Source organism: Streptomyces sp. YIM 130001, assembly GCF_003574445.1.
Lineage (GTDB): Bacteria > Actinomycetota > Actinomycetes > Streptomycetales > Streptomycetaceae > Streptomyces.
Genome location: NZ_KZ984553.1, coordinates 271,443 through 297,562, shown reverse-complemented (window position 1 = coordinate 297,562; position 26,120 = coordinate 271,443). Strand labels below are relative to the sequence as shown.

Annotated in this window: 26 protein-coding genes; 6 read left to right on the top strand and 20 right to left on the bottom strand. The window is 71.0% G+C overall.

The genetic code is table 11. The features are described from left to right. Positions 1 to 5: 5 nt before the first annotated feature. Together DSC45_RS13210 and DSC45_RS13205 are read right to left on the bottom strand one after the other, a co-directional pair. On the bottom strand, positions 6 to 1,004 hold the full coding sequence (locus DSC45_RS13210; RefSeq protein WP_119290392.1) for a carbohydrate ABC transporter permease: 999 nt from the start codon (positions 1,002 to 1,004) through the stop codon (positions 6 to 8). Positions 1,005 to 1,091: 87 nt separating this feature from the next. Beyond that, entirely contained in the window at positions 1,092 to 2,417 is a 1,326-nt protein-coding gene (locus DSC45_RS13205) for an ABC transporter substrate-binding protein (RefSeq protein WP_119290390.1), read from the bottom strand. A gap of 423 nt (positions 2,418 to 2,840) precedes the next feature. On the opposite strand from DSC45_RS13205, the gene DSC45_RS13200 reads away from it, so the two are divergent. Then, the gene (locus DSC45_RS13200) at positions 2,841 to 3,875 is read left to right on the top strand and encodes a LacI family DNA-binding transcriptional regulator (RefSeq protein ID WP_119290597.1); all 1,035 of its coding nucleotides are present in this window, start codon (positions 2,841 to 2,843) and stop codon (positions 3,873 to 3,875) included. Positions 3,876 to 4,142: 267 nt separating this feature from the next. Here DSC45_RS13200 and DSC45_RS36320 read toward each other — a convergent pair whose 3' ends face one another. The 5 genes from DSC45_RS36320 to DSC45_RS13180 all read right to left on the bottom strand — a co-directional run bounded on the left by DSC45_RS36320 (position 4,143) and on the right by DSC45_RS13180 (position 8,136). Continuing rightward, a complete protein-coding gene (locus DSC45_RS36320) occupies positions 4,143 to 4,433 on the bottom strand; it encodes a hypothetical protein (protein WP_240434609.1) in 291 nt (96 codons plus the stop codon). Positions 4,434 to 5,033: 600 nt separating this feature from the next. Continuing rightward, positions 5,034 to 6,323 carry an MFS transporter gene (locus DSC45_RS13190; RefSeq protein ID WP_119290388.1) on the bottom strand — a complete coding sequence of 430 codons (1,290 nt, stop codon included), beginning with the start codon at positions 6,321 to 6,323 and terminating at the stop codon, positions 5,034 to 5,036. 15 nt (positions 6,324 to 6,338) lie between these two features. Continuing rightward, complete coding sequence (locus tag DSC45_RS13185; protein ID WP_119290387.1) at positions 6,339 to 6,932, bottom strand: ArsR/SmtB family transcription factor; 594 nt, start codon at positions 6,930 to 6,932, stop codon at positions 6,339 to 6,341. A gap of 73 nt (positions 6,933 to 7,005) precedes the next feature. Beyond that, positions 7,006 to 7,152 carry a hypothetical protein gene (locus tag DSC45_RS35710; RefSeq protein WP_162929211.1) on the bottom strand — a complete coding sequence of 49 codons (147 nt, stop codon included), beginning with the start codon at positions 7,150 to 7,152 and terminating at the stop codon, positions 7,006 to 7,008. A gap of 39 nt (positions 7,153 to 7,191) precedes the next feature. Beyond that, entirely contained in the window at positions 7,192 to 8,136 is a 945-nt protein-coding gene (locus DSC45_RS13180) for an alpha/beta fold hydrolase (RefSeq protein ID WP_119290385.1), read from the bottom strand. 120 nt (positions 8,137 to 8,256) lie between these two features. Here DSC45_RS13180 and DSC45_RS13175 point away from each other — a divergent pair, with 120 nt between their 5' ends. Next, the gene (locus DSC45_RS13175; RefSeq protein ID WP_119290595.1) at positions 8,257 to 8,889 is read left to right on the top strand and encodes a TetR/AcrR family transcriptional regulator; all 633 of its coding nucleotides are present in this window, start codon (positions 8,257 to 8,259) and stop codon (positions 8,887 to 8,889) included. Between the two features lie 140 nt (positions 8,890 to 9,029). Here the strand turns inward: DSC45_RS13175 and DSC45_RS13170 are convergent, their stop codons facing one another. Further along, complete coding sequence (locus DSC45_RS13170) at positions 9,030 to 10,475, bottom strand: glyceraldehyde-3-phosphate dehydrogenase (RefSeq protein ID WP_119290384.1); 1,446 nt, start codon at positions 10,473 to 10,475, stop codon at positions 9,030 to 9,032. 112 nt (positions 10,476 to 10,587) lie between these two features. Beyond that, a complete protein-coding gene (locus tag DSC45_RS13165) occupies positions 10,588 to 11,487 on the bottom strand; it encodes an alpha/beta fold hydrolase (RefSeq protein WP_119290382.1) in 900 nt (299 codons plus the stop codon). Between the two features lie 108 nt (positions 11,488 to 11,595). On the opposite strand from DSC45_RS13165, the gene DSC45_RS13160 reads away from it, so the two are divergent. Then, positions 11,596 to 12,507, top strand: a complete 912-nt coding sequence (locus DSC45_RS13160; protein ID WP_119290380.1) for a LysR family transcriptional regulator — start codon at positions 11,596 to 11,598, stop codon at positions 12,505 to 12,507. 8 nt (positions 12,508 to 12,515) lie between these two features. Here DSC45_RS13160 and DSC45_RS13155 read toward each other — a convergent pair whose 3' ends face one another. From DSC45_RS13155 to DSC45_RS13130, 6 genes are all read right to left on the bottom strand, one after another. Then, positions 12,516 to 13,163: a LutC/YkgG family protein gene (locus DSC45_RS13155; RefSeq protein ID WP_119290378.1), complete on the bottom strand. Its 648-nt coding sequence runs from the start codon at positions 13,161 to 13,163 to the stop codon at positions 12,516 to 12,518. Beyond that, complete coding sequence (locus DSC45_RS13150; RefSeq protein WP_119290376.1) at positions 13,160 to 14,827, bottom strand: LutB/LldF family L-lactate oxidation iron-sulfur protein; 1,668 nt, start codon at positions 14,825 to 14,827, stop codon at positions 13,160 to 13,162. Before DSC45_RS13150 ends, DSC45_RS13155 begins: the two co-directional genes overlap by 4 nt. Further along, a complete protein-coding gene (locus DSC45_RS13145) occupies positions 14,824 to 15,591 on the bottom strand; it encodes a (Fe-S)-binding protein (RefSeq protein ID WP_119290374.1) in 768 nt (255 codons plus the stop codon). Before DSC45_RS13145 ends, DSC45_RS13150 begins: the two co-directional genes overlap by 4 nt. A gap of 262 nt (positions 15,592 to 15,853) precedes the next feature. Further along, positions 15,854 to 16,690, bottom strand: coding sequence for a MerR family transcriptional regulator (locus DSC45_RS13140; protein WP_119290372.1), 837 nt, complete (start codon positions 16,688 to 16,690; stop codon positions 15,854 to 15,856). 76 nt (positions 16,691 to 16,766) lie between these two features. After that, positions 16,767 to 17,258: a nitroreductase family deazaflavin-dependent oxidoreductase gene (locus DSC45_RS13135; protein WP_119290370.1), complete on the bottom strand. Its 492-nt coding sequence runs from the start codon at positions 17,256 to 17,258 to the stop codon at positions 16,767 to 16,769. A gap of 88 nt (positions 17,259 to 17,346) precedes the next feature. Further along, a complete protein-coding gene (locus DSC45_RS13130) occupies positions 17,347 to 18,126 on the bottom strand; it encodes a FadR/GntR family transcriptional regulator (RefSeq protein ID WP_119290369.1) in 780 nt (259 codons plus the stop codon). A 203-nt stretch (positions 18,127 to 18,329) separates the two neighbouring features. Here DSC45_RS13130 and DSC45_RS13125 point away from each other — a divergent pair, with 203 nt between their 5' ends. Then, positions 18,330 to 18,869, top strand: a complete 540-nt coding sequence (locus DSC45_RS13125; protein ID WP_119290367.1) for a DUF4303 domain-containing protein — start codon at positions 18,330 to 18,332, stop codon at positions 18,867 to 18,869. A gap of 200 nt (positions 18,870 to 19,069) precedes the next feature. Here DSC45_RS13125 and DSC45_RS13120 read toward each other — a convergent pair whose 3' ends face one another. The 5 genes from DSC45_RS13120 to DSC45_RS13100 form a co-directional block, all read right to left on the bottom strand. Further along, a complete protein-coding gene (locus tag DSC45_RS13120; protein ID WP_119290365.1) occupies positions 19,070 to 19,519 on the bottom strand; it encodes a DUF3592 domain-containing protein in 450 nt (149 codons plus the stop codon). Positions 19,520 to 19,637: 118 nt separating this feature from the next. After that, on the bottom strand, positions 19,638 to 20,429 hold the full coding sequence (locus DSC45_RS13115) for an SDR family oxidoreductase (protein WP_119290364.1): 792 nt from the start codon (positions 20,427 to 20,429) through the stop codon (positions 19,638 to 19,640). Positions 20,430 to 20,535: 106 nt separating this feature from the next. Beyond that, entirely contained in the window at positions 20,536 to 21,672 is a 1,137-nt protein-coding gene (locus DSC45_RS13110; RefSeq protein ID WP_205571321.1) for an acyl-CoA dehydrogenase family protein, read from the bottom strand. Continuing rightward, a complete protein-coding gene (locus DSC45_RS13105) occupies positions 21,669 to 22,730 on the bottom strand; it encodes an acyl-CoA dehydrogenase family protein (RefSeq protein WP_119290360.1) in 1,062 nt (353 codons plus the stop codon). Before DSC45_RS13105 ends, DSC45_RS13110 begins: the two co-directional genes overlap by 4 nt. Further along, entirely contained in the window at positions 22,730 to 23,917 is a 1,188-nt protein-coding gene (locus tag DSC45_RS13100) for an acyl-CoA dehydrogenase family protein (RefSeq protein WP_119290358.1), read from the bottom strand. The genes DSC45_RS13105 and DSC45_RS13100 overlap by 1 nt, the downstream gene beginning before the upstream one ends. A 231-nt stretch (positions 23,918 to 24,148) precedes the next feature. Between DSC45_RS13100 and DSC45_RS13095 the strand changes: the two genes are divergently transcribed. Both DSC45_RS13095 and DSC45_RS13090 read left to right on the top strand, forming a co-directional pair. Further along, positions 24,149 to 25,330 (top strand): acyl-CoA dehydrogenase family protein, encoded by a 1,182-nt coding sequence (locus tag DSC45_RS13095; RefSeq protein WP_119290356.1) that lies wholly within the window; start codon positions 24,149 to 24,151, stop codon positions 25,328 to 25,330. Then, positions 25,327 to 26,115, top strand: coding sequence for an SDR family oxidoreductase (locus DSC45_RS13090; RefSeq protein WP_119290354.1), 789 nt, complete (start codon positions 25,327 to 25,329; stop codon positions 26,113 to 26,115). Before DSC45_RS13095 ends, DSC45_RS13090 begins: the two co-directional genes overlap by 4 nt. The last annotated feature ends 5 nt before the right edge of the window (positions 26,116 to 26,120 follow it).

Genomic DNA, 26,120 nt, shown 5'->3' with positions numbered 1-26,120 from the left:
CCTGGTCAGGACGTACGGGAGCGCAGCCGCTTGATCAGGCGCTGCGCCAGGAAGGCGACGACGAGCAGCAGGAACATCGCCCAGGCGACGGTCGCGGAGCGGCCCATCTGGTAGTTCTTCCAGCCCTCCTCGTAGAGCAGCAGACCGAGCGTCTGGTACTGGTTGTCGGCGCCGCCGGTCACTCCGTTGGGGCCCTGGCCGAAGATCAGTGGCTCGCCGAAGAGTTGGGTCGCGCCGATCGTGGAGAGCACGATGGTGAAGACGATCGTCGAGCGGATCCCGGGCACGGTGACGTGCGTGAACTGCTTCCAGCGCGATGCCCCGTCGATGGCCGCGGCCTCGTAGCGGTCGGCGGGGATGGCCTGCATGGCGGCCAGGTAGAGCAGGGCGTTGTAGCCGGTCCAGCGCCAGATGACGATGGTGGAGATGGCGACCTGGGCGGGCCACTTGTCGGCCTCCCAGTTCACCGGGTCGATGCCGACCACACCGAGCGCCCAGTTGATCATTCCGAAGTCGCGCTCGAAGAGCATGGTGAAGACCAGGGCAGCGGCGCCCACCGAGGTGGCGTACGGCACGAGCGAGGCGACGCGGAAGAACAGCGAGGCGCGCATCCGGTAGTTGAGCAGGTGCGCCAGACCGAGGGCCATGAGCAGCTGCGGCACGGTGGAGATGACGCCGATGGTGAGGGTGTTGGCGAGGGCGTTCCAGAACCGTTCGTCGTTCCAGAGCTCGACGTAGTTGTCGAGCGCCACCCACTCCATGATGTCGAGCGTGGCGAGTTCGACCCGGTGCAGTGAGATCCAGGACGTGTAGATCAGCGGGTAGAAGCTGAAGGCGGCGAAGACGATGAAGAACGGTGCGACGAACGCGTAGGGCACGCCCTTGACGTCCAGTCGGTGCAGCAGTGCGCTGCGCCGGCGCCGGCTCGCCGTGTCGTCGCCGGGCTCGGACGGCGGGCCCGAACTGTCCCTGTCCGACTCGGCCTCGGGGGTGGAGGTGGCCACCGCAAGGTTCCTTCCCATGAGCGGGGTGGGTGCGCCGGCCCGGGCGCGCCGCGCGAGTGGCGGGCCCGGACCGGTAGGAGCGCTACGTCAGCCGACGGCCTTGTCGATGCGCTCGGCGGTGGTCTTCCACGCCTCCTTGCGCGAGGTGCCCTGCTGTTCGATCAGCGTCAGGCCCTGCGAGAAGGTGTCCTTGATCGTGCCGTCCTTGCGGCCGAGAACCTGCTTGTCCGGGATCTCCTTGGCGGCGTCACCGAAGATCTGGCCGATCGGCGCGTCACTGAAGTACTCGGAGGTGACCTTCTTGACCTCGGGGCTGTCCAGGGAGGTCTTCGAGGACGGCACACTGCCCAGCTTCTCGAAGATGTGGGCCTGCTGCTCGGGTGCGGTGAGCCAGGCGACCAGCTTCTTGGCCTCCTCCTTCACCGGGCTGTTCTCCACGACGCCCAGGAACGAGCCGCCCCAGTTGGCGCCCTTGGGAGCCTTGGCGACGTCCCACTTGCCCTCGTTCTTCTTGCCGGCCTTCTCGCTGATGTGGCCGAGCATCCACGCCGGGCAGACGGCGGTGGCGAAGGTGCCGTTGGCCAGGCCCGGGTCCCAACCGGGCTGGAACTGACGGAGTTTGGCGGTCAGGCCGTCCTCGGCGGCGTCGGCCGACAAGTTCCAGGCCTCCTTCACGGCCGGGTTCTTGTCGAAGATCAGGTCGCCCTTCTCGTCGTAGAACTGCTGCTCGTGGCCGTACACCATGGCGTTGAACAGGCCGCTGGACGCGTCCATGTAGGCGACCTTCGCGGAGCCGCCGCCGTCCGTGAAGTCCTTCTTGAACGTACGGCCGACATCGACGTACTTCTGCCAGTCGCCCTCCCACAGCTTGGCGACCTTCTCGCGGTCGGTGGGCAGACCGGCCTTCTCGAAGTAGTCCTTGCGGTAACAGACCGCCATCGGACCGATGTCGGTGCCGAGGCCGAGGACCTTGCCGTCCCCGGTGGTGATCTGGGACTGCTTCCAGGGCAGGAAGTGGTCGGTGTTCTTGACGTCCTTGAAGTCGGCGAACCGGGCGGCCTGGGTGTCGGTGATCTCCTTGGCGCGCAGGATCTCGATGCCCTGGATGTCCTTGAGGCCCTTGCCGCCGGCCAGCCGGGTCTGCAGCGCGGTGTAGTACGTCTGCTCGTCGCCGGCTATCTCGGCCTTGATGTCGACCTCGGGGTGCTCCTTCTCGTACTGCTCGATCAGGCCCGTCTCCTTGAAGCCCATCACGCCGTACAGGCCCATGGTGATGGTGACCTTGCCGTCCTTCTTTCCGCCGCCCGTCGAGGCGCTGTCACTGCCTCCGCAGCCGACGACCAGCGCGAACGCGCCCAGGGCCGCGACGGCCGCTGACGCTCTGGTGCGCAACGACCTGTGAACAGTTGCCATATCTGTGGTTCCTCCCAGCGGCGGCGCTGACGCACCGGAGTGACGAGTACGGGCCGACAGCAAGCGCGCCCGTGGCGACGGGTGCGACTTGTGACGGGTGCGGGTGTGGCGCGGACGGTCGGCGGACGCATGCGGCTCAGGCTCCGACGACCGTGACAGCAGGTCTCCAGGCCGTTGGGAACGTTCCCAATTCGGGGTGGGAACGTTCCCATCGGCGGTTGGAAGAATCCTGCCAACTTGGCGCCTGTGTCAATGACTTGAAACCAACTTCTTGCGGTGGGCCCTATTCCGTGTTCGTCTCATGTGCAGGGAGGGCTGCTGACACGGATCCCGTTTCTGCCATGATTGCCGCTGGTCACACAGGCGTCCGCGGCCGACGATGCGGCCGGCGCGGGACGCTGCGGCAGCCAGGGGGAGGAGCACATGACGGGGAACGGCCGTCCTACGATCAAGACAGTCGCCGCCCGCGCGGGAGTGGGCCGGACGACGGTGTCCCGGGTCATCAACGGCTCGGAGCTGGTGAGTTCGGACGCCCGCGACCGGGTCCTCGCGGCGATCAAGGAGCTGAAGTACGTCCCGAACTCGGTCGCCCGCGGCCTGGTCACCAACCGCACCAACGCGGTCGCCCTGGTCATCCCCGAGTCGGAGAGCCGGCTCGGCTCCGAACCGTTCTTCGCCGCGCTGATCCGCGGCGTGAGCGGCGCACTCGCCGCGACCGGCACGCAGCTGCAGTTGATGCTCGTACGCGACCAGTCCGAGCGCGACCAGCTCACCGCGTCCGTGCAGACCCGCCGGGTCGACGGTGTCCTGCTCGTCTCGGTGCACGCGCACGACCGGCTGCCCGGGCAACTGGAGGAGATGGGGCTGCCCACGGTCCTGGCCGGTCGTCGTGACGCGCAGGAGTGCCTCGGCTACGTCGACTCGGACAACTCCGGGGGAGCGACCCAGGCCGTGAGCCACCTCCTGGACCGCGGCAGGCGGTGCATCGCGACGATCACCGGTGCGCTCGACATGGACGTCGGCTGCAGCCGCCTGGAGGGCTGGCGCACGGCGCACCGCGAGGCGGGCGTCACGGCCGACGAGTCCCTGGTCGAGGGCGGGGACTTCACGGAGGAAGGCGGACGCCGCGCCATGCGTTCGCTTCTTGAACGCGCCCCGTCCCTCGATGCCGTCTTCGCGGCCTCCGACCTGATGGCGGTCGGCGCCCTGGCCGAGCTTCGGGACCAGGGGCGTCGGGTCCCTTCCGACGTGGCTGTCGTCGGTTTCGAGGACTCCGTCCTCGCCCGCCACACCAACCCGCCCCTGACCACCGTCCGCCAGCCCGTCGAGGAACTCGGCCGCACGATGGCCCGGATCCTCCTCGAGGAGATATCCGAAGTGACCCTGTCCGGTGGACAGTTGACGGAACGCCAGCAATTGACGTTGCCGACGGAGCTGGTGGTGCGGGAGTCGACGTAGCGGTGTATCCCGGTCTTCGCGCGAGGCCTCCGGCCCGGGCGGCTCCGCTTGGATCAGCGGGCGGACCAGAGGAGGACGCTCGCGATGCGGGTTCGGCCGGGTACATGGCCGACCGTCCGGTGGCACGCTCGTCCGGCTGCGGCCGGGGGCTCTTTTCTGCGGGCCCCGCCCGCATGCTGGTGAACCCGCACGATCGCGGAGTCCACGCAGAGGGCCCGACCGGGGCCGTCGTCCGCGTCGGCCCGAGCCACCGGGGCGGTAGCGCCCTCACTCGGCGACGGCGACGGTCCGGCGGCGGTAGTAGGCGATGGCAAGAACGAGGGTGATGGGTCCCCAGGCGGCGAGGGGGGTGACACACGCCGTCGCCACCGCCTCCCAGGCGGCATTGCTGTATTCGACGGTGTCGACGATGCCGTAAAAGGTGAGCTCGCGACCCCCGCCGACGGGAACGGCGGTGAACAGCAGCGTGAGTATCAGGCCGCCGAGGGCGGCGGGGCCGAATGCCGCCGGCGGACGAACGCGTCTTCCGCCGATGATCGGGATCCAGCCGGGCGCCACCTCCCCCCCAGCCCCGGACCAGCCCGATGGTCAGGAACGCGACCGCTTCCGACAGCGCACTGAGCCCGAGGATGTACGGGATGCCCACCCAGTAGGCCGGCATGCCGTCCTCGTGGATCTGCCCCATTTCGAAGTGCAGGGCGAAGGGCAGCCGCCACAGGCACGACGGCAGCAGGAGGAGCGGAAGCGCATGAGCCAGGCGCATCGCCCATCGTGGAACGGGCCGCTCGGTGTCACTGACGGACGGGGGCCGGTGAAGGATCTTCAGGGTCATGGCTTCATCGTCATCAGGCAGGCGCACCGGGGAATCCACTACGCGGGCCGATCCGCTACGCCGTGCGACGGAGGCAGGCTCCCTCGCGCGGCGTAGCCGTTCCGAGGCCGTCTTCCCTCGGGCCTCACCACGCGCCGGCTTCCCCAACTCCGCGCGCTGGGAGCGCTGTTGCGGCTCGATCCGCACGACCTCGGTCTGACCGAGTGCGTACGCGGCCGGAGTACGTGATCGGGCCCCGCTTCGGAGTGCGGTCGGGCGGTAACGGCTCGATCCGCGTCCACGACGACGCGTCCGGACCCGTGCTCGGAAGATCCGAACGACCATGCCTAGTTCCGCCCGGCGCGCGGCAGTCCGGCACGGCGTACCGCGCCGGAGGCGAGTGCGGTGGTGGCGCCGAGGCCGGCGAAGGCGCCGCAGCCGACGAAGACCGCGGTGACGCCCCAGGCCCCGATGGCTGCTCCGACCAGCGGAAAGCTCAGCGGGGCCAGCCCGACCGTCGCGAGCATCACCACGGAGGTGACCCGGCCGAGATAGGCCGGGTCCGCGGTCGTCTGGATCAGCGCGTTGTTGAGGCTGCCGAAGATGCCTGCGCTCAGTCCGACGACCGCCGCCACCGCGGCGGCGAGCGGCAGGGTCGGCACGAGCGCGATGCCGGCCGCGCCCGCGGAGCCCACGTACAGCGTGCCCGGAAGCAGGAGTCCGGCGCGTGGGACCCAGCCCACCACGGTGATCAGCGCCGCACTGAGGGCCGCTCCCGATCCGAACGCGCCGATGATCCAGCCGTACCCCGAAGGCCCCCAGCCCCGGGCGTCGTTGAGCAGGATCATGCCGACGTTGAGCACGCCGGTGAAGCCGAGCTCGCAGATCGCGCCGGAGATGACGAGGGGCAGGATGAGGCGGTGGCGGCGGATGTAGCGCAGTCCGTCGATCAGGTCCTGCCGCGCGGTGCTGCCGCCCGTCGGGGTGTCGGCGGATGCGGGTGCGTGGGGCGACTCCAGCGGTCGCAGGCGCACGGTGATCAGGAGCGGCAGCGAGAGGGCGAAGAGCACGCCGGCCACGGTGAACGCGGCAGCCGGACCACCGAGACCCATGGCCAGTCCGCCGGTCGGCGGCCCGGCGATCTGGCTGAGGCGCATCGAGAGCGACCGCATACCGGTGACGCGTGCGAGCTGGTCGGGCGCGGTGATCCGCGGCGGCAGCGCCCCGACGGCGGGAACGAACAACGCGTCCACCGCACCGAACACCAACGCGACCGCCACCAGGAGCCACAGCGCGGGCGCGGTCAGCGCGATCACGGCGGCGACACCGAGGATGAGCAGGCACCGCACCGCGTCACTGCCGATCACCACCCGCCGCGGTCCGAAGCGGTCGGCCACCACTCCGCCACCGAGCATCAGCAGCGCCCGGGGCAGCGCGCCGGTGGCCATCACCAGACCCACCTCGGCCGGTCCCGAGACCTTCTGGGCCGACCAGGCGAGCGCGACGAAGTACACGCTGTCACCCACGAGCGAGGCGGTGTACGCGGCGAGCCAGCGCAGTACGTTCCGGTCGCGGTAGGCGGGCACGCTGCCCGCGACGGCGGGGTGTCCGGGTATCTCGGTCTCGGCGGCAGTCACACGGAACTCCTGGCGTCAGGGTCGGAACGGGAAGCCGTACAACTGGGTGGCCACGTGCTCGCGGCCCTCCGTGTCACCTGAGGCCACCGCGGCCTTGCCGTGCTTTCGCCAACGCCGGATCACGGTCTCCAACTCGTCGCTCATCCGGTCCAGTTCGGCTGCGGTGAGGTCGAGGGACCATTCGGAGGTGAACGCGGCGTCGGTCCATTCCTTGCCCCAGGCCGCCATCTGGTCCAGGTACGCCAGGTACTGCGCCATGCGGGTCTCGGCGAGAGAGCGCGTCACCGCGCCGACCGCCGCAGCCCCTTCGGGCGTATCGGTGAAGTCGGACGTGCGATATCCCCAGCCCTCGTCGCTGGCCGGCTCCCACCAGCGCTCCCGCCCGTCCGCGTTCCGCTCGCTCGCCTCGGTCACGAAGCCGTGCTCGGCGAGCTTGCGCAGGTGGTAACTGACCAGCGACGGCGCCTCGTTGACCTGCTCGGCCAGCTGGGACGCGGTCGCGGACCCGGCCGTGAACAGGAGCCGGTACAGCTGGAGCCGCAGCGGGTGGGTGAACGCCTTGAGCCGGGACAGGTCGGTGATCCGCTCGGGGGGCTGCTGAGGTCGCATACGTCGACCGTAGATGCGAAAGAAAAATTGCGCAACATATATTGCGGAGTTCTGCGGGTGCTCGGCCGCGCTGTCAGTGGTCCCGCAGCAGCCCCTCGGTGTACGTCGCCAGGCGGGTCGGGTCGTCGGGATCCAGGGTCTCGAGGGACAGGTCGATCGCCTTGCCGCGGTCGACTGCCGTGAGCGGGGCCGTGGGCGGGTGGTCGATCCATCCCGACACCGCCGGGTGTGGTTCACGGACGTCGGCGGGAGCACTCCCTCAGGTGGAGGGTGAGGTCTCGTGCGCCGGTGACGAGTCGACCGTGGTCATGAAGTCGAGCATGCGGCGGTTGACCACTCCCGCGTGGTCGATCTGCGGTCCGTGGCCGGTGCCGGAGATGATCTCGGCGCGGGCGCCCGGTACCAGGCGCGGCACGCGCTCCACTTGCCTGCGTGGGTGCAGCAGGAGGCTCCGCTTGCCGAGTACCAGGTACAACGGTGTGCGCACGGTGGACAGTTCGTCGTCGGACAGCGGCCGGGGCGCCGGGCGGCGGACCCGGTAGGCGCGGACCGCGGTCCTGACCATCGTGCGCAACTCCGGTACGACGAGGGCCGGTTGATCCAGCCAGGCTGCCAGGCGCGGGCGCAGGGACTTGGGTGCGAACGTCGCGAAGAGGCTGACGAAGATCCAGACGAAGAAGCGGGGACCCACCTTCTCCAGGCCGCCGGGGTCGAGGAGGGTGACCGAGGCGAGTCGGTGCGAGCTGCGGTGGGCCTGGTTCAGGGCCAGCCAGCCGCCGTAGGAGGTCCCCACGAGGTGGACTCGGTCGAGAGCGAGCTCGGCGAGCGCCTCGTCGAGCCACTGGGCGGCGTGTTCGGGCCGGTGCAGGGCGGCGGTGTGGACGCTGCGGCCCGGGTCGCCAGGGGTGTCCAGGGCGTAGACGGGGCGGTCGGCGCTGAGGTCGGGGGTGTTCGGGTACCACATGGCGGAGCAGGAGCCCGCTCCGTGGGCCAGCACCACGGGGGTGCGGGACGCGGCCGCCGGGTCGGTGGGGCCGTAGCGGTACACGTGCGTGGTCCCGAAGGAGGTCTCCACGTCGCGTTCCTCGAGTGCGGGTGCGCCCAGGGCGTAGGCCGCGTCGCAGGCGGCGAAGTGGCGCTCACGCCAGGCGTCGCTCACATAGCGGCCGACCTCGGCCTGTGGGTGGGCAGGGGTCTTGGGCATGGTCAACTCCGAAGTGGGCCGATTTCGTGGTACGAACGTACCATGATGCTGGTACCGCTGTACCATCAAGGCGGCCGACGGGGGCCGTGCCAGCGACGACGGAGAGTGGAGGGGCAGTCGGTGCCCAAGCGGGTGGATCACGGGGAACGGCGTAGCGAGATCGCCGAGGCGCTCGTCCGGGTGGCCGGACGGCGCGGGCTGCATGCCGTGGGGATGCGTGATGTGGCTGCCGAGGCGGGGGTGTCACTGCGCCTGGTGCAGTACTACTTCGAGACGAAGGAGAAGCTGCTGCTCTTCGGCCTCGAGCATCTGGCGGAGAGGTTCGGGGAGCGGGTCGCCGCCCGCGTCCGCGCCGCCGGACCGAGTCCGGGGCCGCGCGCGACGGTCGAGGCGCTGCTGATGGCGGCGCTGCCGGTCGACGAGGAGAGCCGTACGTTCCACCTCCTCTACACCTCGTACGCCGTCCTGTCCGTGAACGACCGAACCCTGGCGGCCCAGCCGTTCATCAGGAATCCCGACGCCGCCGAAGAGGTGGTGAGCGAACTGCTCCGGCAGGCGCACGAGGCGGATCGGCTCGCATCCGGTCCGGACGCGCGGCTGGAGGCGGTCGGCCTGCTGGCCATGTCCGCGGGGCTCGGCACCAGCATCCTCGTCGGACAGCGCACCCCGGAGTCGGCGGCGGCGGTGCTCACCCATCACCTGGACCGGATCTTCGGCGCCCGTGACGGCGATGCGGCCGCGCACGGCGCCTGACCGTTCGCCTCGGGCTCGCCGTCCACCGCAGCCCGCGAACGCGCGTGGGTGCGCGAGGCGGACCTCACGCACCCACTCACTGTCGTTCGTCCCGAACTCGCCCGTATCGAGCGGTGGTTGACGGGCAGTCAGTCAGCCGGTCAGACCGCCGGCGAGGGGAACGTCGGGTATTCGACGCCCGAGACGTGCTGGACGACGCGGATGACCTGGCACGAGTAGCCGAACTCGTTGTCGTACCAGAGGTAGAGGATCGCGTTGTCGCCGTCGACCCTCGTCGGGCCCGCGTCGACGATCGACGCGTGGCGCGAGCCGATGAAGTCGCTGGAGACGGCGTCCGGTGCGGTCGTGAAGTCGATCTGGCGCCGCAGCGGTGAGGTCAGCGAGACCTCCCGGAGATGCTCGAGCACGTCCTCGCGGGTGGTCTCGCGGCCGAGTCGCAGGCTCAGGATCGCGATCGAGACGTCCGGGACCGGGACGCGGATCGAGCTGCCGGTGATGGTCGCGTTGAGGTCGGGCAGCGCCTTGGCCACGGCCGAGGCGGCACCGGTCTCGGTGATGACCATGTTGAGCGGCGCGGAACGGCCGCGGCGGTCGCCCTTGTGGTAATTGTCCAGCAGATTCTGGTCGTTGGTGAACGAGTGGATGGTCTCCACGTGGCCGCGCTCGACGCCGTACTCGTCGGCCATGGCCTTCAGCGGCGGCACGATCGCGTTGGTCGTGCAGGACGCGCAGGAGATGATCTGCTCGTCCGGCTTGATCATGTCGTGGTTCACGCCGTGCACGATGTTCGGCACGTCGCCCTTGCCCGGGGCGGTCAGGACGACCTTGTCGACACCGGGGCGCAGGTGCTGGGACAGGCCCTCGCGGTCGCGCCATTTGCCGGTGTTGTCGATGAGGATGGCGTCCTTGATGCCGTACGCCGTGTAGTCGACCTCCGAGGGGTCGTCGGCGTAGATCATCTGGATCTCGTTGCCGTTCGCGACGATCCGGCCGTTCTCCTCGTCGACCGTGATCGTGCCCTGGAACTGACCGTGGATCGAGTCGCGGCGCAGCAGTGAGGCGCGCTTGATGATGTCCTGGTCGCCGCCCCTGCGTACGACGATGGCACGCAGGCGCAGACCGTTGCCGGAGCCGGCCTTCTCGACGAGCAGGCGGGCGATGAGCCGGCCGATCCGGCCGAAGCCGTAGAGCACCACGTCGCGGCCCTCGCGGCACTCGATCTTGTTCGCGCCGGTGGCGCCGGCGACCGCCTCCGCGGTGAACTCCGGTACGGACAGGCCGCGTTCGTCGCTGCGGTGCAGCGCGGCGAGCATGCCGATGTCGATCTGGGACGGGCCGAGATCGAGCTCGGTCAGGGCCTGCAGAAACGGCATCGTCTCGGTGACCGACAGCTCTTCGCCGGCGATCTGGCGGGCGAACCGGTGGGTCTTCAGGATGCTGACGACCGACTTGTTCACCAGGGAGCGGCTGTGCAGGAGGACGGTGACGTCCTGCTCGCGGTGCAGCTTCCCGATGATCGGGATCATCGACTCCGCGATCTCCTCGCGGTGCTTCCAGTTGGTGAACGAGTCCTCGTTGACAGTCACAGATTTATCTTTCGAGCTAGGCGGCGCTCATATGCTAACCCGCTCGAAATCCTGATCGTCCACGGGTGTCATCGCGCCCGTCGGGCCCTGATGCGACGGGCGCGCGAGCGGATCACGCGCGGCCTGCCCGCCCGCCGAGGAACGCCAGCAGCGCCTCGGTGAACTCCCGGGGCCGCTCCTCGGGCACCCAGTGCCCGGCGCCCGGCACGACGAGCCCCGTCACGTCATCGGCGACCTCGCGCATCATCTGCTCGACCAGCAGGCCCGAGGTGCTCAGCGCCCCGCCCACCGCGAGGACCGGCACCGTGAGCCGGCCCTCGCGCTCGAGTGCCGCACGGTTGGCCGCGGCGTCCTCGTCGAAGGCGCGGTACAGCTCGAACCCCGCCCGCATCGCGCCGGGCGCCGAGTACGCCGCCACGTACCGCTCGAAGTCCGCACCCTCGACGGCCGAAGGGTCCCCGGTGCGCACCCCGAAGAAGGCCTGCAGGTAAGGGCGTTCGCGTCCGGCGACGAGCATCTCCGCCACGTCCCGAGCCCCGTGGAACGCGAAGTGCCACACCCGCGGATCGCCGCGCAGTCGATCGAACACCTCCGTGCCGGGCAGCGGGGCGTCCGCCACGACAAGGCCGGAGACGTCGGAACGGAACTGCTGCGCGTAGGCGTAGGCGACCATCAGGCCGATGTCGTGGCCGACGACGACGGCCGGTCCACGCAGGTCCAGGTGCTCGTGCAGGAGCTGGTGGAGGTCGCGCGCGAGTGTCCACTTGTCGTAACCGGAGGCGGGACGGGAGGAGTTGCCCGCTCCCCGGTAGTCCGGTGCGACCACGCGAAAGCCCGCGGCGGCGAGTGGGCCGATCACGCGGTGCCACTCCCACCAGGTCTGCGGGAAGCCGTGCACCAGGAGGACGGTCCTGTCGCCCTCGCCGGCCGTCACGTAGTGCAGCCGCAGCCCGTCGGCGAGGTCGGCCGTGCCGTGGGTGACGGCGGGCGCGGAGAGATGGTCGACGGACATGCGAAAGCTCCTTCGGGACGGAACGGGTGGGTGCTCAGCTCTCACCGTGCGCCAGGTCACCCGACAGGACAAGTGAAATGATCTGGACCGACAGTTAAGGTCAGCTGCATGCTGGACCTCAGACGCCTGCTCGTCCTCCGCTCCGTCGTCACCAGCGGATCGGTCTCCGCCGCAGCCGCGAGTCTCGGCTACACCCCGTCCGCGATCAGTCAGCAGATCGCCGCTCTGGAGAAGGAGGCCGGAACGGCCCTCCTCGAGCGCGCGGGACGCGGCGTGCGTCCGACCGAGGCCGGACGACTGCTCACGGGATACGCCGAGACCCTCAGCCGCACCGCGGCCGAGGCGGAACGCTCGCTGGCCGATCTGCGCGAGGGGCGCACCGGCCGAGTCGCCGTCCGCTACTTCGGCTCGGCCGGTGCCGCGCTGATGGCGCCGACGCTCGCCCTGATGCGCCGCGACCACCCGGGCATCCGCGTGGAACTCGCCGTGAGCGATCCGCACGACCCGCTGCCGCAGGTGAAGGCGGGACGGGCCGATCTGGCGCTGGTCGTGGCACCGCAGGAGCCGTCGTACGTACCGGCCGGTGTGCGTCTGGTGCCGCTGCTCGAGGATCCGTATCGCCTCGTCCTGCCCCCTGAGCACCGGCTGGCGGGCCGGCGGACCATCGCCCTCGCCGAACTCGCCGACGAACCATGGGTCAGCGGCGAACGCTCCGCAGACCCGTGCCTCGCCCTCGTCCTCACCGCGTGCGCGGCCGCCGGCTTCACCCCCGACTTCGCGGTGCAGAGCGGTGATTACGCCGCGGCGCTCGGCTTCGTCACAGCCGGCCTGGGGGTGGCCCTGATTCCGGCCATGGCTCTGCGGGGCGACCGCACGGACGTCGTCGTACGGGAGATCCGCGGCCCGGCGCCGGTCCGGTCGATCTGCGCCGCACTGCGCGAGACGTCGTCCCCGCCCGCATCACTATGCGCCCTGCTCGACGCCCTGGCGCAGACGGCCGCGAGCGCCGGGGGCGGTTGACCGGCAGGTCAGGCGTCCGTGCGGACCACGACGTCCAGGGTGCGAGGGCCGTGGACGCCCTCCACCCGCTCCAGTTCGATGTCGGAGGTGGCCGACGGACCGCTGATGAGCGTCGTCGGACGCTCGGGGACGAGACGGGCCAGCGCCTCCGGTACACCGACCTCGACCGTGGACAGGTCGACCACGCAGACGTGCAGATCCGGCACCAGCGACAGTGCGCGCCGGCCTTGGTCGGGCGATCCGTCGAGGAAGATCGTGCCGGTCTCGGCGCAGCTCACCGCCGAGGACGTCACCACCCCGTCGAGGGCGTCGAGTCGAGGCGCGGGCAGGTCAGGGGTGTCCTCCTGCACCGTGCCGTCGAAGTCGGCCAGCCAGGAGCGGTCGAGTCCGGCCGGGACACCGACCGTGCGTACGCCGCGCTCGGCCAGCACCCGGGCGATGGTGACGGCCGTGGTGTCCGCCGTGCACGGGTGCACCTGGGCCTTGTAGTCGACGAGCCGGTCGACGAGCAGCTCGAGCCGCTGTTCGTCGGGCAGGGTGCGGTCGGTTCGGTAACTGCGCTCCACCACGGACTCGGGCTTCGGGGCGAGCGTCAGGGCGTCCCGGACCCGGCCGAGCACCGCCTCGCGCGCGCCGTCACGGGTCGTCGCTGTCATCGCTGCTCCTCGGAGTCGGAGTCGGAGTCGGGGGCGGTGCCGGATGCGGTGGTGCCGGGACCGGTGCTGCCGGGGCCGGCGGGCCCGGTCGCATCGGCCTGCGTGCCCGAACTCCCGGGCGAGGCACCCGCCTTACCTGGCGCGGCACCCGCAGCCCCCTCCTGTGCGGCCTGCCGCAGCGCCCGCACCCCTTCGTCCGAGGCCAGCCACGACCGGAAGGTCTGCTTCGGCGGCGCCGCGGTGTCCCGGCTGTCGCTCCAGCCGCTGAACGGCGGCGGCAGATGCGAGATCTTCCGGTCCCGTCCCGCGACGACCCGTCCGAGGCCCGCCGCCTTCTGTGCGGACGTGTACAGCTTCGGGCGTGACATCACCGAGGCGGCGGCCTTCATCGCCAGCTTCTCCGCGGTCGTCCCCGACTCCTCGGTGTTCTGGTGGCGCAGTTCGACCAGCAGCGAGGGGATGTCGATCTTCACCGGACAGGCGTCGAAGCAGGCACCGCAGAGGCTCGAGGCGTACGGCAGCGAACTGTTGGGATCGTTCTTCGCCTCGTGCATACCGGCCAGTTGGGGAGTGAGCACGGCCCCGATCGGACCGGGGTACGTGGAGCCGTACGCATGCCCGCCGGCCCGCTCGTACACGGGGCAGACGTTCAGACAGGCCGAGCAGCGGATGCAGTTGAGGGCCTCGCGGCCGACCGAGTCGGCGAGTGCCGCGGTGCGGCCGTTGTCGAGCAGCACCAGGTGGAAGTCCTGGGGTCCGTCGCCCGCGGTGACGCCCGTCCACAGCGAGGTGTACGGGTTCATCCGCTCACCGGTCGAGGAGCGGGGGAGCAGCTGGAAGAACACCTCCAGGTCCGCGTAACGGGGCAGCACCTTCTCGATGCCCATCACCGTGATCAGAGTGTCGGGCAGGGTCAGGCACATCCGCCCGTTGCCCTCGGACTCGACGACCGAGAGCGTGCCGGTCTCCGCGATACCGAAGTTGGCCCCGGACACCGCGACCTTGGTGGTCATGAACTTCTCGCGCAGATACGCCCGCGCCGCCGCGGCCAGGTGCGCCGGTACGGAGTCCAGGCCCGGGTCGACCCCGGGGATGCCCTTGAGGAAGATCTGCCGGATCTCGTCGCGGTTGCGGTGGATCGCCGGGACCAGGATGTGCGAGGGCTTGTCGTGCGCCAACTGCACGATCAGCTCGGCGAGATCGGTCTCGTGGGCCTTGATGCCGTGCTCTTCCAGATGCTCGTTGAGCCCGATCTCCTGGGTGGCCATCGACTTGACCTTGATGACCTCCTCGCTGCCGGTCGCCTCCACGATCCGGGTCACGATCGCGTTCGCCTCGACCGCGTCGCGCGCCCAGTGCACGGTGCCGCCGGCGGCGGTGACCTTCTCCTCCAGCTGCTCGAGGAGTTCGGGCAGCCGGTTCATGGTGTCGGTCTTGATCGCGGCGCCGGCCGCTCTGAGCTCCTCCCAGTCCGGCAGTTCGGCCGTGACCTTGAGCCGCTTGGCGCGGATGGTGTGGGTGGCCTTGTGCAGATTGCTGCGCAACTGCTCGTTGCGCAGCTCCGTGTGGGCGGCCGCGGGAAACTTCTCGTCACCGCGCAGATTGCCCTCGCCGTACGGTGCGCGGGGCGGGGCGGCGGGCATGCCGAGGAAGGTGCTGCTCATCGTGCGGCCTCCGTCAGGGCGTACGGCGTGATGCGGGTGGCGGCGAGGATCTGGGCCAGGTGCAGGGTGCGGGTGCCGGACCTGATGCGGGAGAGCCCGCCGCCGATGTGCATCAGGCAGGACGAGTCGCCCGCCGTGCACACCGCGGCCTTGGTTCCCTTCACCGCGGCGATCTTGTCCTCCAGCATCGCGGTGGACGTGTCGGCGTTCTTCACGGCGAAGGTGCCGCCGAAGCCGCAGCAGGCGTCCGCCTCCGGCAGCTCGACCAGATCGATGCCGTCCACGGCCCGCAGCAGCCGCAGCGGTTTGTCCCCGACCCGCAGCATCCGCAGCGAGTGACAGGTGGGGTGGTAGGTGACGCGGTGCGGGAAGTACGCGCCCACGTCCACGGTGTCCAGGACGTCGACGAGCAGTTCGGACAGCTCGTACGTCTTGGCCCTGACCGTCGCGACACCGGCCTGCAAGGCCTTGTCCCCGTACCGTTCGGCGATGATCTCGTGCTGGTGGCGTACGGATCCGGCGCAGGAGCCGGAGGGCATCACGACCGCGTCGATGGAGGAGTCGCCGAACTGCTCGGCGAAGTTGCGCACCAGTGGCACCGGTTCACGCTGGTACCCCGTGTTCACATGCATCTGCCCGCAGCAGGTCTGCTCCGGCGGGAACACCAGCTCGTGGCCGAGCCGGCTCAGTACGAGGGCGGTGGCCTTGACCGCGTCGGGGAAGAGGGTGTCTCCCAGGCACGTGGCGAAGAGTCCGATACGCATGGGGAGGACCTCCACGATCCAGTTGCTCCGGCCGGCATCACCGAGGCGATTTACGGTCCGACCATACTAGCGTCGTGCCAAGAGCTGCCAAGGGTGCGCGCAGGATCCGGGCTCACCCGGCGCACGGGGCCCTGGGAACGGCGAGGGCCGCCCCGGCGGTGAATGCCGGGGCGGCCCTCTGGGGTGCCGCGCGGGTCGCCGACTACGTCTGCTCGCTCCCCGCCTTCCCGCCCTGCCCCCGTCCGCTCTCCGCTCTCTCGCCCTACGCCGTGTCCGGCCGGGCCGAGCGCGTGATCGGCATCTGAAGCTCGGTCCGCCAGTTCTGCTCGGGTTCCGGGTGGCCCAGGAGATACACCTCGCGGGCCGTGCCGTCGGTGAGGTAGCCGTTGTCCTCGATCCAGGTCGCCAGCGTCTGGTAGGCCTCGCCGATGGTGAGCATCGCACCGTGGTGGACGTGGACCGCGACCTCGTCGTGGCCGTCGAGCACCGAGATGTCGACGCCGTCGAGCGTGACGTCGTCGCCGATCGGGCAGGCGGCGGTGACCGTCAACTTCTCGCCCTCTTCCGGAGCGTAGGTGGCGACGACCGGACCGACGGGCTGCACTCCGGCCCCGCCCAGCGCCTCGAAGAGCCGGCCGAACAGCGACTGGACGACGGGCCCCACGTCCGCGTGGTTGTTGCTCCTCGCGACGCCCGACAGTGAGGCGATACGGACCGGGGCGACGGACTTCAGGGTGACTGCTCGGGTGCTCATGGTGCCTTCCCTTTCGATCATCCGGAGCCTCGCCTCGATACGGCCGAGCCGGTCCAGGTCGGCCGTGATCTGCTCGGCCACCTCCACCTGCCGTACCCGCAGCAGTTGCCGCAGTTCCGCGGTGTCGACGTCGGCGTCGATGATCCGAGTCACCTCGGCGAGCGTGAAGCCGAGGTCTTTCAGGGCCACCAGCCGATTGAGCCGGCGCAGCTGGTCGGCCTCGTAGTACCGATAGCCGTTCGACTCGTCGGTACGGGCCGGCCGCAGCAGGCCGATCGCGTCGTAATGCCGCAGCATCCGGATCGAGACCCGGCCCATCGTGGCGAAATCTCCGATGGAGAACATGACTCGCTCAAGCTCCCGTCTCACATCGTGTGAGGGTCAAGTCCTGGGGAAGCGCACGTCCGCGCACGGCTTCAGGCTATGCGCCCGCCGTCGGGACGACCTCGACGAACGGGATGTGGTCGCGGCCGATCAGGAAGTAGTCCTCGGGCGAACCGTCCGTCTCGATGCCGCACACGCGCATCAGTGCGCGTGCCCCGCGCGGACTGCGGGTCGCGTATGCGGCCATGGCGCGACCGGACTCCCGGGGTGTCATGGCGCGGGCGACCGCGGTCGCCCGGTGCCGGCCGATCTGGATGGTGACGTCCGGCGTGGCCACCACATTGCGGTACCACTGCGAGGTGGGGCCGAGACCGGAGGCGAGCAGGTACGCGCCGGTGCTCGGGTCGCGCCCGGCGACTTCGAGGCAGACCTCGCGGGGGCGCCCGCTCGTGCGGCCGGTGTGGGTGAGCAGCAGGACGCGGTGGCCCAGAAGTGCTCCGAGACGCCAGTGATACAGGTGGATCGGCGCACGGGCGAGACGGCGGCGCCAGCCGGTCGGGGAGGGGGTCGCGGCGACTTTGCGTGGCATGAGCGGGGTCCGCCTCTCGTCGCTGTGCCGGGCTGTTGCGCTCGCGGTGGCTGCCGGAAGGTGCCGCGCGGGCGGGTGCCCGGTCCGTTCAGGCGGGCAGCGTGCCCGCGTCCGCCTGCCGCCGGTGGCCGGTCGCGGTGTCGTCCACGACGAGGGTGCCGTGGAAACCACGGATGTGCTGCTCCACGAGGTCGGCGGCGCGGGCTCCGTCGCCGGCCCGGACGAGTCGCATCAGCTCCGTGTGCTCGGCGTTGAGGCCGCGGGCCGTCTCGGGCCACCGATCACCGGCGGCCTCCTCGGCCTCCAGGATCAGCGACCGTACGGACTCGCGGACCGCCGAAGTCAGCGTGGAAGTCAGCTCGTTGCCCGAGCTGCGGGCGATGTGGACGTGGAAGCGGGTGTCCAGGTCGTTGAACTCGGCGACCGAGATCGCCGGATCCTGCATGCGCTCGACGACGGCCGCCGCCTCGGCGAGCTCCTCCTCGGACGCGGAGCGCGCGGCGGTCTCGAAACTGGAGCGCTCCAGGACCACCCGGGCCTCCATGACGTCCCGCAGGCTGTAGCTGCCGAGTGCCACGTGCAGCCGGAGGAGGCGGCCGAGAGCGCCGTCGGGGTTCTGCACGATGCGGGCGCCGGCGTCGGGGCCGCGTCCGGCGTTCGCCACCAGGACGCCGATCGTCTCCATCACCCGCAGGGCCTCGCGCAGGGCGGAACGGCTCACGCCGAGTGCGGGGGCCAGTTCGCGTTCCGGCGGCAGCCGGTCACCGGCCTTGAGGTGCCCTGCGAGTACTTGTTCCTCGATGCTCTCGAGGACGAGTTCGTGTGTCCGCGACTGTCGGACGGGACGCCATTCCGCCACCTTCGGCACCTCCCCGGACCGCTCGCCGCATCGGACTACGACTATGTCATAACTGGACTATGGTCCGACCATAGAGCGGAGGGGGTGAAGGCTGCCTCGGCGCCGCCGTACAGTGACGCACTCCGATCTCGGTAGGCCCCGCGGGGAGACGGGCCGGCCGGGATTCGGTGCGACGTTCGTGACGGTGGGTGGCGGGAGGAGCGTGGTGCGGTATGGGTGACGCGGTCGAAGCACGTGGGGGCGGCGGGGGCGGCGGCGCGGACCCGGTACTCACCGAGGCGATCGCCGGAGCCGCTCGGAAGGCGATCGGGCGGTTGCGTGCCGAGCATGCCGGACCTTTCTGCGTATACGCCCTCGTGACCACCGGCGAAGCACTCCGGCCCTACCTGAGCGTGACCCTCGATGGTCCACAGCGGTGGGACCTGCCCGACAGCCCGTTCGCGATCTGCGGTGACGAGTACCTCGCCCCGCTGGACGCGGTCTATGCCGCGCGTGGGGATCTGTTCGACATGCAGCCGGAGGACGAAGAGGCCGAGTACGAGCTGCGCCTCGCATCGATGGAGGCCGCACTCCACACCCTCGTCGAGGAGGGCGTGTTCGGCACCGGACGCGAACGCGAGCAGACGCTGCTGCTGGTGACGACGATGCCTCCGGACGAGACGGACGCCGAGTTCGCGCGTCGCCTCAACCCTCCGGGTGCCCTGCTCACGGCCTGGCTCGAAGAAGCGTCGGAGGAGAGTGCGGCGCACTGACCCGACGGGGCGTACGGGCAGGGCGTGTGCGCGGCGGGGACGGGACTCCGGTGAGCGGGACGTGCGTCCGCGGTCGCGCGTCCGCGGTCGCGCGTCCCGACCGGATCGCTGGGCCGTCGCCTGCGCGGCGCCCGTGGACGCAGTCGTCCGGCCGGGACGAGGCCGACGGTGTTTCCCGCGTTCGCCCGCGGGCGACGGTCTCATTCCGAGCCGAGAGCCCGCTTCCGCGCCGTCACGGCCATCACCGTCCCCAGGGTGACGAGCAGCAGGCCGGCTCCGGCGAAGATGAGCGGCAACAGCCACAGCGAGACGAAGCTGTTGATCTCCGCGTCGCCGGGGGAGTCGGCGTCGTAGAGCACCTCGACCTGCTCGCCCTTGTCGTACGCGGGGGGCTGGGAGCCCACCGAGTCGCGGAACGTGTGCCGGGTGCCGTCCGCCGCGGCGAATTCGATCACCGGGTACGTCACGGGCTCGGCGCCGCGGTCCAGTTCGAGCGCCACGACCGTGCCCTCGGCGCGCTCCGACGACGTCAGGCCGGCGACCGTGTGGCCGCCCGTGACGAGAGCCGCGATCAGCAACGCCGCCCCGGACAGCGTCATGGTGATGACGGCCCGCCGGTAGGCCTTCGGTCCACTGGTCCGCGTCTTCACCGTGTGGTCCCCTGTCCGCCTCGCCGTACGCAGCGCGGTGACGCTACCCCACGGGGGAGCGAACCCGTGAGCCGGTTCCCGGCCGGACTTCGCGCCCGCCCCTCCCGTGCACCGGGACTCACCCGGCGCTCGTGCGGTCCGCTCGCGTGGCCAGGAAACGGGCCGGGAACTCGCCGCCGCCGTGGACCGCGAGATCCGCACCGTTGACGTAGCGGGACAGGTCTCCGGCCAGGTACAGGCAGGCGCGGGCCACGTCTTCGGGCACCCCCATCCGCTCCATCGGGATGACCTGGGTGACCGCGGCGCCGTCGGCCGAGCCGTAGACGGATGCCGCGCTCTCGGTGCGGATGAGACCGGCGGTGATGTGGTTGACCCGAACCTTCGGCGCCCACTCCTGGGCCAACGCGCGGGTCAGCGCGAGGAGTCCGGCCTTCGCGGCCGTATAGGCGGCGGTGCCCGGCTGCGGGTCGTGCCCCGAGACGCTGCCGATGTTGATCACCGAGCCTCCCTCCTCCTGCTCCCGCATGGCCTTGTTCGCCGCCTGTGCCACGTAGAACGGGCCGAGCAGGTTGAGCGCGACGATCTTCTCCACGAAGCGCGGCGAGGCCGTCGCCGCAGCGGCGTCCGGTGAACCGCCGGCGTTGTTCACCAGGGTGTCCAGCCGCCCGAATCGTTGTACGGCGAAGCCCACGAGCTCCCCGGCCTGCGCCGCGTCGCGCACGTCGCAGGCCCGGAACACGGCCTGTCGGCCGCCTGCGGCGGGCAGTTGCTCCGGCTCCGTGCGCCCGCACACGACCACTTCCGCGCCGGCCGTGAGGAAGGCGTCGGCGATGGCAGCGCCGATGCCCTTGGTGCCGCCGGTGACGAGGGCGACGCGCCCCGAGAGGTCCAGCGGGTTGCCGATGTCCATGGCGAGAGTGCGCCTTTCGGGTGAGGTGAGGCGAGGTGTCACTCGGAGTGCTGTGATGCCGCTCGAGGTGCTGTGGGGCGGCGCCGAGGCCGTCCCGGCACAGGCGTCATACGGCCGCATCGGCGGTGTCCACGTCGCCCACCTCGCCCACCGCATCCGTGCCCTGCAGCGGCAGCCCGATGTCCGCGGCGAGTCGAGCGCGATGCACGGCTGCGCTGCCGAACAACTGCCCCGCCCCGTGGGCCCTTTTGAAGTAGCGGTGTGCGTCGTGCTCCCACGTGATGCCGATGCCTCCGTGCAGCTGGATCATCTCGCCGGCGACGACCGCGTACGCCTCTGCGCACACCGAGGCCGCGACCGCGGCGAGACGGGGCAGCGCGGCCGGGTCCTCGTCCGCCGCCCGCGCCGCGCCGAGCGCTGCCGAACGGGCCGACTCCACCAGGACGTAGGCATCGGCCAGACGGTGTTTCACCGCCTGGAACGAGCCGATCGGCCGCCCGAACTGCACGCGCTGCAGCACGTGTTGGACCGTCAACTCAAGGCACCGGCCGGCCGCGCCGGTCTGCTCGGCGGCAAGTGCCGCACAGGACAGGTCCCGCACGTGCCGCAGTACGCGCTCCCCGTCACCGTCCGCCCCGACCGGCCGGGCCTCGGCATCGGCGAACAACCACCGTGCCTGGCAACGAGTCTGATCCATCGTCACCAGAGCCTCACGCTGCACTCCGGCGCCGCCCACCGGTACCTCGAAAAGCGTGACCCCGCCCTCCGAGCGAGCCGCCACCAGGAGCAGCTGTGTGCCCGACTCCCCGCCTCCGTCCAGCACATGATCCTTCACCCCGGAGATCCGCCACCCGCCACGCGCCTTCCGCACCGCCTCGGCACGTATCGCCTCCGGCTCCCAGGACCCCTGCTCGGCCCAGGCGAGCGTCCCCACCGACCGGCCATCCGCGAGCGCCGGCAGCAGCCGACCGCAGGCGCCCCGGTCGCCGGAGGTGAGCAGCGCGCCTGCCGCCAGGACCGACGATCCGAGGAACGGCACCGGGCTCAGCGCCCGCCCCAGCTCCTCCATCACCACGTACACGTCCCGCGCGCCGCCCCCGGCGCCGCCGTACTCCTCGGGCACGGCGAGGCCTGCCACGCCGATCTGTCCGGTCAACGGCCCCCAGGCCGCCCCGCCTTCCGTACGCTCGAGCAACTTCCGTACAGCTGCGCGCAGTTCGTCCTGCTCCGGCGTCGCTCTCACGGTTCCTCCCGCCATCCGGCGGACACTCCGGACAGGATTCGCGCCCGGCAGGCGGCCGGCGTTCCCCAGGCGTCGCGCAACGGCCGCGCCTTGCGGATCCACAGCGAGAGGTCGAGTTCGTCGGTGTAGCCGAGTGCCCCGTGCAGATGCAGCGCGGTGTGTGACGCCCGGTACGCGGCCTCCCCGGCCGTCACCTTGGCCGCCGCGATCTCCCGGCCCGCCGCAGGATCCGACCGGCCGAGCGCGAGGGCCGCCGCGTGTACCACGGGAGTGGCGAACTCGAGGTCGAGCAGGGTGTCCGCGAGCCGGTGCTTGACCGCCTGGAACGAACCGATCGGCACCCCGAACTGGCTTCGCTGCTTTGCGTATTCGACCGTCGCGGAGAGCAACGCCTTTCCTACGCCCAAGGATTGGGCGGCCGTCATCAGGGCGGCGACATCGGCGGCATGGGTCGCGGCCGCGGTCACGGCGGGGCCTCGGGCCAACACCGTTCCTCCCGGGCCCGGTTCAGACAGTCGCCGCGCCGGATCGAAGGAGTGCTGCACGGGTCCGCAGCTTCGCGAGAGGCGCAGCGTGTCCCCGTCGGCCACGAGCACCGCATCGGCGGCATCCGCGTCGAGGGCGTACGCCCCCGCCCCTCCCGCCGGAGCGGAGCCGTGGGGGGCGGTGATGCTCAGCGAGACGGCCCTCTTCCCGGATGCGATGTCCGGCAGCAGTCCGTCCGCCGGCCCATCGGTCGTCGGCGCTCCACCGGCGTCGAGCCGCGCCAGCAGCGCCGCCGCGGCGACCGTCTCGACCGCCGGGCCGGGCACCGCATGTCGGCCCAGCTCCGTGAACGCCACGGCCAGTTCGACCGGCAACGGGCCGAGACCCCCGTACCGTTCCGGCACGGCGAGTGCGAACACCCCGGCCTCCGCGAGCCGCGCCCACAGTGCCCGCCCGGGCTCGTGCTCGCCCCCGGCCCAGGCCCGTACCGCGCCCGGAGTGTCCGTGGAGCCGAGCATGCCGTCCAGGGACCGGGCGAACTCCCGCGTCTCGGCGTCGAGCAGGAACCGCATCACCGGCGTCCCTTCGGCAGGCCGAGCAGCCGCTCGGCGACGATGTCGCGCTGGATCTCGTTCGTCCCGGCGTAGATCGGCCCGGCGAGGGAGAAGGTGTAGCCCTCGGCCCAGGCACCGCCGGACGGGGCTTTCGGTGCGTGGTCGGCGAGTTCGCCGAGCGGGCCGAGCAGGTCGAGGGCGGTCTCGTGCAGGGCGATGTCCAGCTCGGACCAGAAGATCTTGTTCAGGCTGGAGGCGGCGCCGGCGGCCGGACCGTCCTCGATACCGTCCTCGGCGGCGAGACGCGAGACCCCCGCGTACGCGAACAACTGATAGGCCCGCGCCCCGATCACCGCGTCGGCGACGCGGTCGCGCAGCGCCGTGTCGCCCGGCTCCGCGCGGTCGCGCCACAAGTCCACCAGCCGGTCCGCGGCGGCGGTGAAGCGGCCGGGGCTGCGCAGGGTGAGCCCGCGTTCGTTGCCCGCGGTGCTCATCGCGACCCGCCAGCCCTGTCCGGGCTCACCGATCACGTCCTCGTCGGGCACGAACACCTCGTCCAGGAAGAGCTCCGCGAAGGCCGGCTTCCCGTCCAGACGCCCGATCGGCCGCACGGTCACGCCCTCGGCGGCCAGCGGGAACATCAGATACGTCAGCCCCCGGTGCGGCCGGCCGGCCTCCGGATCGCTGCGGAACAGGCCGAACGCCCGGTCCGCGAAGGCGGCCCGCGACGACCACGTCTTCTGCCCGCTCAGGCGCCAACCACCGTCCACGCGTACGGCTTTGGAGCGCAGCGAGGCCAGATCCGAACCGGATTCCGGCTCCGACCAGGCCTGCGCCCAGATGACCTCGCCGCTCGCCATCGCGGGCAGGATGCGGGCGCACTGGTCCGCGGTGCCGTGCTCGAGCAGCGTGGGGGCGAGCAGGTTGATGCCGTTCTGGCTGACCCGGGCGGGCGCGCCGGCCGCGTAGTACTCCTCCTCGAAGATCAGCCAGTGCAGGAGAGAGCGGTCGCGTCCCCCGTACTGCTCCGGCCAGGAGACCACCGACCAGCGGCCCGCCGCCAGGGTGCGCTCCCACTCGCGGTGGGCGGCGAACCCTTCCGCGGTCTCCAGGGACGGCAGGGGCGCGGTCGGTACGTGGGCGGCCAGCCACTCGCGCACCTCGGTGCGGAAGGCGTCGTCGGCCGCGGTGAAGTCGAGGTCCATCAGGCTCCCGCCCGCTTCCGTGCGCGCGGCTCCGTGCCACCGACGGCCCCGCCGCGGAATGCGCGGCCACCGAGGCAAGTCACCGCAGGCGTACCGGAAAGGGCGTGGTCCGATCGAATCCTGGTGGGCGTCACGGCCGGGTGCCGCCGGACGCGGTGCGCCGTGTCGTCGTGGGCAGTGGGCATTCGCCGCTCCTTCCCTAACAAGTGTTTGGTAGATTAACGTACCGGCATGAGCAGCGTCGAGGAGTTCCGCGCCGAGATCCGTGGCTGGCTCGCCGGTCATCTCACCGGCGAGTTCGCGGACCTGCGGGGCCGCGGGGGGCCGGGCAGGGAGCACGAGGCGTTCGCCGAACGCCGCGCGTGGGAACGGCACATGGCGGCCGAGGGCTGGACCTGCGTGGGCTGGCCGGAGGAGTTCGGCGGCCGGGGAGCGACCCTGGAGCAGCAGGTCGCCTTCCACGAGGAGTACGCGCTCGCCCGGGCGCCGGCCCGGGTGAACCACATCGGGGAGCAACTCCTCGGGCCGACGCTGGTGGCCTTCGGGACGCCTGAGCAGCGAGCCCGTTTCCTGCCCCGGATCGTCGCCGTCGACGAACTCTGGTGCCAGGGCTACAGCGAACCCGACGCCGGCTCCGACCTGGCGAACATCCGCACGCGGGCGGAGCGGGAGGGGCAAGGGTCGGCCGGCGGTGACTGGCTGGTGACTGGCCAGAAGATCTGGACCTCGCTCGCCCACGAGTCCGACTGGTGCTTCGTGGTGGCCCGCACCGACCAGGGCTCCCGGCGCCACCACGGCCTCTCGTACCTGCTCGTGCCGCTCGACCAGCCGGGAGTGGAGATCCGGCCGATCACCCAGCTGACCGGGACCTCCGAGTTCAACGAGGTCTTCTTCGACGGGGCCCGCACCGGCGCCGGCAACATCGTGGGCGCGCCCGGCGACGGCTGGAAGGTCGCCATGGCCACCCTCGGCTTCGAACGAGGTGTCTCCACACTCGGTCAACAGGTGGGATTCAGGCAGGAGTTGGAGGCGATCGTCGCACTCGCCCGGAGCAACGGCGCGGCCCGCGACCCGCTGATCCGCGACCGTCTCGCCCGCGCCTGGACCGGCCTGGAGACCATCCGCTGCAACGCCCTGCGCATGCTCGACGGCGTCGCGGCCGGTGCACCCGGCCCGGAGGCCTCGATCGGCAAGATCTTCTGGGCGACCTGGCACCGCGAACTCGGCGAACTCGCCATGGACGTGTGTGGCGCCGACGGCATGCTCGCCGCCGGCGAACCGTACGACCTCGACGACTGGCAGCGGCTCTATCTCTTCTCCCGCTCCGACACCATCTACGCCGGATCGAACGAGATCCAGCGCACCATCATCGCCGAGCGCGTCCTCGGCCTGCCCAAGGAGGCCCGCCCGTGACCAGCAAGCCGCCGCCCCGAGTGCCGGGGCACGCCCTGCTCGACGGCCGGAGCGCCGTCGTGACCGCGGCCGCGGGCGCCGGCATCGGCGGTGCGACCGCACGCCGGTTCCTGGAGGAGGGCGCAAGCGTTGTTCTCGGCGACGCGCACGCCCGGCGCCTGAAGGAGAGCGTCGCGGAACTCGCCGAGGAGTTCGGGCCCGAACGAGTTGCCGGCCTGCCCTGCGACGTCACCGACGAGGACCAGGTCCAGGCCCTCCTCGCGCTGGCCGCCGAACGGCACGGCAGCCTCGACATCGTCTTCAACAACGCGGGGCTCGGCGGCACTTCGGACCTCGTCGACATGACCGACACGCAGTGGGACGACGTCATGGACGTGACCCTCGGCGGAACCTTCCGCTGCACCCGGGCAGCCCTGCGCCGCCTCAAGGACCAAGGCTCCGGCGGAGTCGTCGTCAACAACGCCTCGGTGATCGGCTGGCGCGCCCAGCGCGGCCAGGCCCACTACGCCGCCGCCAAGGCCGGAGTGATGGCCCTGACCCGCTGTTCGGCCCTGGAGGCCGCGGACTTCGGCGTACGGGTCAACGCGGTCGCCCCCAGCCTCGCCATGCACCCGCATCTGGTGAAGGTCACCACCCCCGAACTCCTCGCCGAACTCACCGAACGCGAGGCCTTCGGGCGGTACGCCGAACCCTGGGAGGTCGCCAACGTCGTGGTCTTCCTCGCCAGCGGGTACTCCTCGTACATGACGGGCGAGACCGTCTCCGTCAGCAGCAGGCGGGCCTGAGGCAC